The organism is Actinoplanes sp. NPDC051411, assembly GCF_040682075.1.
Lineage (GTDB): Bacteria > Actinomycetota > Actinomycetes > Mycobacteriales > Micromonosporaceae > Actinoplanes.
In genome coordinates, this window is sequence record NZ_JBFBAD010000244.1 from 1 (window position 1) to 7,418 (window position 7,418).

The 7,418-nt window shown below is 67.5% G+C and carries 10 protein-coding genes; all 10 read left to right on the forward strand.

Going from position 1 to position 7,418, the window contains the following annotated elements:
- Positions 1–260: 260 nt before the first annotated feature.
- The 10 genes from AB0M88_RS52415 to AB0M88_RS52460 all read left to right on the forward strand — a co-directional run bounded on the left by AB0M88_RS52415 (position 261) and on the right by AB0M88_RS52460 (position 6,981).
- Complete coding sequence (locus tag AB0M88_RS52415) at positions 261–758, forward strand: hypothetical protein (RefSeq protein WP_364115885.1); 498 nt, start codon at positions 261–263, stop codon at positions 756–758.
- Between the two features lie 114 nt (positions 759–872).
- A complete protein-coding gene (locus AB0M88_RS52420) occupies positions 873–1,727 on the forward strand; it encodes a hypothetical protein (protein WP_364115888.1) in 855 nt (284 codons plus the stop codon).
- Positions 1,728–1,907: 180 nt separating this feature from the next.
- Positions 1,908–2,441 (forward strand): hypothetical protein, encoded by a 534-nt coding sequence (locus AB0M88_RS52425; protein WP_364115891.1) that lies wholly within the window; start codon positions 1,908–1,910, stop codon positions 2,439–2,441.
- A 119-nt stretch (positions 2,442–2,560) separates the two neighbouring features.
- A complete protein-coding gene (locus tag AB0M88_RS52430) occupies positions 2,561–2,944 on the forward strand; it encodes a hypothetical protein (protein ID WP_364115893.1) in 384 nt (127 codons plus the stop codon).
- 84 nt (positions 2,945–3,028) lie between these two features.
- Entirely contained in the window at positions 3,029–3,286 is a 258-nt protein-coding gene (locus AB0M88_RS52435; protein WP_364115896.1) for a hypothetical protein, read from the forward strand.
- A 319-nt stretch (positions 3,287–3,605) separates the two neighbouring features.
- Entirely contained in the window at positions 3,606–3,866 is a 261-nt protein-coding gene (locus tag AB0M88_RS52440) for a hypothetical protein (RefSeq protein WP_364115899.1), read from the forward strand.
- Between the two features lie 129 nt (positions 3,867–3,995).
- Complete coding sequence (locus AB0M88_RS52445; RefSeq protein WP_364115902.1) at positions 3,996–4,589, forward strand: hypothetical protein; 594 nt, start codon at positions 3,996–3,998, stop codon at positions 4,587–4,589.
- Positions 4,590–4,682: 93 nt separating this feature from the next.
- Positions 4,683–5,063, forward strand: a complete 381-nt coding sequence (locus tag AB0M88_RS52450; protein WP_364115905.1) for a hypothetical protein — start codon at positions 4,683–4,685, stop codon at positions 5,061–5,063.
- A gap of 174 nt (positions 5,064–5,237) precedes the next feature.
- Positions 5,238–6,092, forward strand: a complete 855-nt coding sequence (locus AB0M88_RS52455) for an N-6 DNA methylase (RefSeq protein ID WP_364115908.1) — start codon at positions 5,238–5,240, stop codon at positions 6,090–6,092.
- A gap of 217 nt (positions 6,093–6,309) precedes the next feature.
- Entirely contained in the window at positions 6,310–6,981 is a 672-nt protein-coding gene (locus tag AB0M88_RS52460; protein ID WP_364115910.1) for a hypothetical protein, read from the forward strand.
- Positions 6,982–7,418: the final 437 nt, after the last annotated feature.

A 7,418-nucleotide genomic window follows, 5' to 3' on the forward strand; every position in this document is an offset into this window, starting at 1 on the left:
GAGGTGCAAACCCAACCCCGGGGTTTGCACCTCGGCATCCGGCGCGATGGATCGGAGATCAGGCCGCCGGGATGACCCACCACAGGGGATGGCGCTGCTCTAAACCCGAAAAACCCCGCGTGACCTTGTCTTTCCGTTGCCTGCACTCGTTTAACAGGGTAACATTAAATGTACAAGGGCGAGGGACGGCAACCCCAAGCCCCGGCATTCAGAACCCCGAGCCGAAAGGGCAAACTGTGACTTCCAGATTCTTCGAGGTCGTGACCGTCGTGCCGCCGATGCTCCGTACCGAGCTGCACGTCTTCCACTACGCCTCCCACAGCGTGATTAGCGCCGTCGCCACCGCCGAGGACGGCCAGCGCTGCGCCTTCCCGTCCGTCAGCCACGAGCACACTCGCGCCGGGGGCTGCCTGTGGCGTCTGCGGATGCTGTTCAACAGCCGTGCGGAAGCCGAATCGTACGTCGAGAAGATTTCTCAGGAGCAGGCCGAACGGAACCTGAGTGCGTTCCTGACGACCTACCGGCACAACACGATCCCGACGGGACAGCGCTACGCCGTCAAGATCGACGCGGGGCACGACAGCAACGGCAACCCGCAGCGGGGATGGATCATCTACGACCACACCGGAGCGCAGACCGGATTCATCGACGAGGGCTTCGAGCACCAAGCCGCTCTCGCCGAGGCCGGACACGTCGTCGAATTCGGTCCCATCACCACCGACCGCATGTTCTACGAAAACGTCTCCTGCCCCATCTGACACTACGGATGCGCCGGTCTGGGATCAGCGCACCGTCGTACAGCAACCACCGGGTGCGGAGGACGGCAACCCTCCGCACCCGGGCACTCAGAACCCCGCCCGAATGGAGATCCCGTGCCGCGCACGAACACCCGCCGCCGCAGCGACCCCGAGGCCGCAGCCGAGGCACGCCGCCGTGATGAACAGATCCACGACGATTCGACCCGCTACCTCGAGAACACCGACGAGGTCCGCCGACTCATCCACCAGGCCGCCAGCGGAGCGATGTCCTACCGCATTCTCGGCTACTCCCTGCGCAACCAATGTCTGCTGCACAACCAGGCCGCAGAACGGGGGATCGCCCTCACCGACGTCGACACGTTCAAGGGATGGCTCAGCCGAGGACGAGTCCCCAAGACCGGCGAAACCGGTATGCGCATCGTGCGCCCCATCGGCAAGCCCAAACGGCCCGGCGAGACCCACCAGGGCGACCAGGGCGACCCAGCCAACGAGGACATTCCCACCGACACCGGCGATGACGCCGAGACCGACAGCGCAAAGCCTTCGCGCCCGAAGTTCCGCACCGACAGCCGCTTCGATGTCTCCCAGACCGCACCGTTACCCCTCGACAGGCAGCCCGCATGCGGCGCCTGCAACGCCGATGCCGGCGAGCCCTGCAACGTCGGTTGCGACTGCCCGGCATGCCAGGACCCGATGCCCACCGGCGACGCCGCCGAGTATTTACGCGACAACCTCAGCGCCCAGATCGAAAGGAAGGGATACGCCCTCGTACACTTCCCCGCTTTGACGACGGCCGTCCGAGTCGACCACGACGGCAACGCCGTGCACGTCGTCCAATCTCCCGATTCGATCGCCCCCGAGGCCATCGCCGATCTGGCCGCCGCCCTCGCGGAGATCACCGCCCGCGCCGACCACGCGGCGAAGGCCCGCCGCGCCGCGCGCAAAAAGGGCGGGCGCGCGACCGCATAGGCGCCGCTAACGGTCCCGGGCACCTGCGCCCGGGACCGTCCGGGGCGATCATGAGCAGCCCCGCACCCCGACTATCCGCGCGCGCGGGCCTCGATGATGCCGCCAGCATCACCGATCCACCCGCCTTATCCCATTACACCGGCCCCACCACGCCACCCCGAGCAAAGGACCAGACCACCCATGAACATCGACTTCTTGCACCTCCGTAGCGCCCTGTGGACAGTTCACACCGCGCCAACCCTGCGAGAACTCACCGCGGACCCGTGGATCACCGACGAAGTCGGGGTCACCATCACCTCTCAGGAGGGAGCCGACGGCCTCGCCCTCTACGGTGGCACGTACACCGAACTCGCGGACGCGCTGCAACTGCGGGTCGACGAGCTGCGAGTGGCAGCGCAGCAGCAGGCGAGCGACCCCTACGCCGACGACCGGGCGGACCTGGCCGCCATCCTGCGCGTCATCCGCAGCAGCCATCCCGACGCCGTCTCCGCGCACCTGAGCATCCGCGGCGAGGATCGGTACGACTTCGAGATCACCGATCTGATCATGAACAGCGGGCAGCCGCTTTCCGACCAAGACCCCGCCGCGCTGGACACTCTGCGCGACCGCACACCGGACCTCTCCGCCAACCTGCGATGGCGCGGCGTCCTCCGCGAAGACAAGCACGGCCACGCCGTTCTTTCTGTCACTAGCAGCCGCGACGACGCCCAATAGCGACGCCCAAACGGCTTCCTCGGTTGCACCAGCGCTCTTAACAGGGTGACATTAAACACGCAGGGCAAGGGGCGGCAACCCCGAACCGCAGCACTCAGAACCTCATCGAAAGGCGAACCGTGACCGAGCAGATCCACCACCGACCGGCCCGCATTGACGTCGACCCCCACGCCGACCCCGGCGAGATCAGCGATCCAATGGTGATGTTCACCTACAAGATCGCCACCCACCTCGCCGAGCAGGTCGGCCAGCCGCTCGACGCCGTCGGATTCTGGCGCTTCTCCCACAGCGCCCCCGCCGTCCTCGACGGCTGGACCCGCCACGAGATCACCGTCGCCGAGCACACGGTTGTCATCACCAGTAGCCCCGACGGCATGAACATCCCGCAGTACCGCGTCACAGTCGACGACCAGGAAGCGCCCTACCGCTTCACTCTGGACCGCCCTCTCGCCGAGCTGCTGGCCGAGGCCGCCCACCGAGCAATCACCGGTCAGAGCGCCTGATCACCCCAGTCTCGTCGACGGCTATAAGCCGCCGGCGAGACATCCCGGCCGCCAGCTGTCTCTCTCCCTCGTGAGGACACCACCATGTTTCTCGGCACCGTATGGGCCTGCACCGACTGCCTGTTGAAAGTCGCCAACGACGAGCTCAACCCAGACCGGCCCGCCGACCTGCCACCCGTGCTCGCGCTCATCCTGAACGGACAGCACCTCAGCCCCGGACTGCCCGCAGACGAGCACGCCGACACCTGCACCCCCACCGACCGCACCCTGACGCAGTGCGACTGCGAAGAAATCCCGTTCAGCACGGCGTCGTGTGACACCTGCGGCGACGTCCTCGCCTGAACCCGGCACGCCCTCACTCTGGAGCAGGACAACCGGTACCGCACCCTCAGCGCGGCCGAACTCATCGGCGAGGACTGCTGGCGATGCGGTCTCCCGGCATGCGCCGGAACCCTGCACTTCGAGGACCGAGGACCGTTCCAGCTCATCTCCTGCCGCTCCCTGCGATGCGGCAACGGCCACCGCTGGACCCGCGACACCGACGGCGGCTGAGCCGGGAACGGCCGGCGTGGGCATCGAGCCCGCGCCAGCCGTGCTGCCGCGCCCGATGCCGCCAGCATCACCCACCCGAACGGCCTCGACAACCACCACGGAGAACCCGATGCCCTGGACCGAAACCCTCCCGAGGGACAAGCGCGACAAGCTCGCAGCCGCCCTCGCCGAGCACGGCAGCGAGCACGTCGCCTATGCCGGCGGAGACGAGAACTACGCCGGCTTCCTGCTCGCCGCCGACGTCATCTGCCGCAAGCAGATCGGCGTATCCATCTTCGACCTCGCCGACTACTGCTGGACCGACGCCTACCACGACGACATGACGCCCGGCGACGCACTGCGCGGAGCCCTCGCCGCCGACGGTTTCTGACCAACCCTGACGGACCGGCAACTTGCACTTCGGCAGTTAATGGGGTAACATTAAACATAGCGGGTGGACGGAACGGCAACTCCGCCCAGCCGGTCTTCTCAGAACCTCACCACCAGGGAGAAATCCGTCATGACCGAGACCATCGAGCGCGTCCGGGTCCTCAACGGCCACACCAGCCCTGACACCGCCTACCAGGTCGACGACTACCCGTACAGCTTCCATCTGCGATGCAAGATCCGCTACTGGGTCGAGACGGCCACCAAGGGCTCCAAGAAGGGCCAGCAGCGGTTCATGTCGCAGACCACCGACGCGCGCCGCGGCAACACCACATGGAACAAGCCAAAGGGCAGCACCTACGACCTGCTCACCGTCATCTACCTCGACGGCCAGGACCACGTTCAGCACGACGGGGTGAGCGAGCTCGGCATCACCCCGGAACGCGACGCCCTCTGGCGCCTCAACGGCATCTATGAGCAGCTGGCCGACCAACAGCTCCGCCGGTACGACGCCCTGCGCGGCCTCGCGCGCCGCCGCTATGCCGAGCCGTGGGAGAAGTTCGAACGCATGGTGACCGACGTCGCCGACCACCTGGGCAACACCGGCGAGATTCCCGAGCTCGTCAATGGCACGTGGACCACGCCTCAAGGGCAGCTGCGATACCTCGGCGCCGAGAACCTGCCCATCTACCTCGCCCTCGCCCGGGAACACCTCGCCAACGACTGACCGCGCCGCCCTCCCCGCGAACACCGGGGGAGGGCGACCCCGGTCACGACCTACTGATGCCGCCAGCATCAATGAACTCCACGAGGGGCTGCCATGTTTCCTGATCTGCACGCTCTCAGCATCGGCGAACGCGCCGCCTTCCAGCCACGGGCCTACGTCACCATCAACGGCCACGTTCACCAACTCGGAACCATCATCCGCTACACCGACGCCGAGACGGGCGAGCTCACCGAGATCAACGCCTATTCCATCACCACCTCCGCATGGCTGAACCTCATCACCGGCAGGCCCGTCGGCGATCCGCGCGATGAGGAGGACGTCGACCTCATGGCGCGTTACTACGACGCCCGCGGATTGGCGGCGGACCTCGACGCTGGCCGTAGGCTCGCGCAACACCGGCGCCGCAACGATCCCTCCAGCTACACGATCGCCGTCGACCACGTCCGTCGCACACTCACCGCCGACGACAACTGATCCGACCTTCGACTCACGCCAAACTCGGCGAACCCTCGGTCGCCCCGGGCCTGTTCGGCCCGGGGCGACGCGTTCGGCACCGCACCAGCCGAACGCGTCCGACGAGATCCGGCGCAACCATCCGAACGCTCATGCCCCGGCGCCGCAGATATTCCAGACCAGGAAGGCTCGATCATGCCCCAGCCACGAGACCCACGCTCGCCAGCCCGGCTCGCCAGCGCGCAGGCTTACCGCATCGCCGACGCGATCGCCGATGCCTGGACCCAGCGCTTCGACACCGGCACCGACTTACACATCCCGTTGTCGGTCACCGCCGCCCTCGCACTACTGACTCCGGCGGACGACCTCCGGTCCGATCCGGGCCAGAAACTCGGTCATCTAGCCCCCGAGCGCCTCCCCATCGTTCTGCGCGATATCTGGCGTAAATTCATCGCCAGTCGCCCGGACCTCGCCGTGCGCGCCGCACCATTGGTTGGATGGCTGCATCCCTATCCCGACGACGACCACCGCATCAGCGCCCATGCCATCACCTCCGCCGCTGTACGGGCCGGGCTGTTCGACCTCACCCTCGACAACGAGCGCCGCCGCAATACCGATCTACTGGGTGCGGTCCGGCAGACCCTGCGCAGCCGCCGGGCCAGGACCCATCGCGGCGAGTTCTTCACTCCGCAAGACCTCGCGGAAGCGCTCGCCCGCATCACCCTCGACGACATCCAGGACGCACCGCCCGGGGCGTCACTATGCGATCCCGCCGCGGGCACCGGCGCCATGCTCTGCGCCGCCGCGCGGATCATCCGTGACTGCGGCCGCGACCCGGCGGACTTCCGCTGGTACGCCAACGACATCGACCCCCTCACCGCGGCCTGCCTCGCCGTCAACACACACCTCTGGGGACTCGGCCGCTGCGTCACTATCGGTTGCGGCGACGCACTCGCCGACACGTGGCTCGAACATGCCAAGATCGACCGTCAAGCCGGCTTGAACGCCCTCGCCGTCGCCGGCCTACGGTCCTTGACAACGCGCAGCTGACACCCCGCCGCCCGATCGGACAACCGCCGTGTCGACTCGCCGCCCGCCCGCCGCAGCTCAACCAGCACCGGCCGGTATCATCAGAGACGCCTTGCCCGGTGGCGGCATCCGTTCACGGACGCCTCTCTCTGGTGAGGGTTCTGAGAAGGATGGCCGGGGAGTTGCCGGCCCGCGGTTCGCCCGCGGGTTTCACCCCGGCCATCCACCCCGCCGACCGGTGAGGCCGCCGATGGAAACCCGTACCGTCAACGGCCGTGTCGTGACGGACCGGCGAGGCGCCAGCGAGGTCACGGGCCTGGCCTACCAGACCATCCGCCTCTACGCCTCACCGACCAACCGCGCCGGCGTCGGCTTCCCCGAGCCGCTCACCGACAATCTCGAGGGACGGGAGTGGTACCCCCTCGACGAACTCCACGCCTATGCTCAGCGGCTCGCCCAGAAAAATGCACCAGCCGGAGCGCCGGCATGGCTCCGCGACGGCGACCCGGACGACCTCCTACCCGCGACAGAATTCCGCCGCGCAGCCGACATCGGCCAAGGCACGTGGAAACGCTACGTCCAAGACTCCCGCGCCGCATGGACCGAAGGAACCGACGGCTACCTACCGCTACCCGACGACGAAGAGGACTACCGCGGGACCGGCACGAGATACTTCTGGAAGCGCCACCGCATCGCACACTGGCTCGACAACCGCCCGGGCCAGACCGCTGCGGGTCGAGTGGGCCGCAAGCCCGGCCCACCGGCCGCCACCGTCGACGACGCCATCGCCGCCATGCGCCAAGCCGGCGGCGACCTCAGCGGCACCCAACTCGCCGCCGCACTCAACATCAAACTTCCCACCGCCTACCGTCTCCTTCGACAAGCCCGCGAAAGGCTCGACAACCAGTAAGGAGTCGGCACCGGGCATCGCGGCGATGCTGCCAGCATCAGCACGCCGACGGAACAAACGTCAAAATCACTTCTGCGTGCCTGGGCGAAAGTACGGACCGTATGCTCCCGCCGGACCGGCACGGCCGATCCTGGCCGCTGGCGCGTCCAGAACGGATCGACCGTCCCTATCACCGTGCGTGAGTGATTGGGGTTACTGCCGCATCAGGCCTTCGGCCCGATAGCCTTCGGCCCGACCAGGGGGCGCCGCCCCCGTGGACCCCCGCGCCTCGCCGGCGAGGCAGGCTCCAGGATGACCCGGCAGTGCGCCACCCTGCGGGTGGCGTGGTGGGTCATCCCGGCGGCCTGCCCAAGGGGTAATCACACCGGCTCCCGGGCCGCAAACCCAACCCCGGGGTTTGCACCCCAGAATCCGGCGTGATGAATCGAAGATCAGGC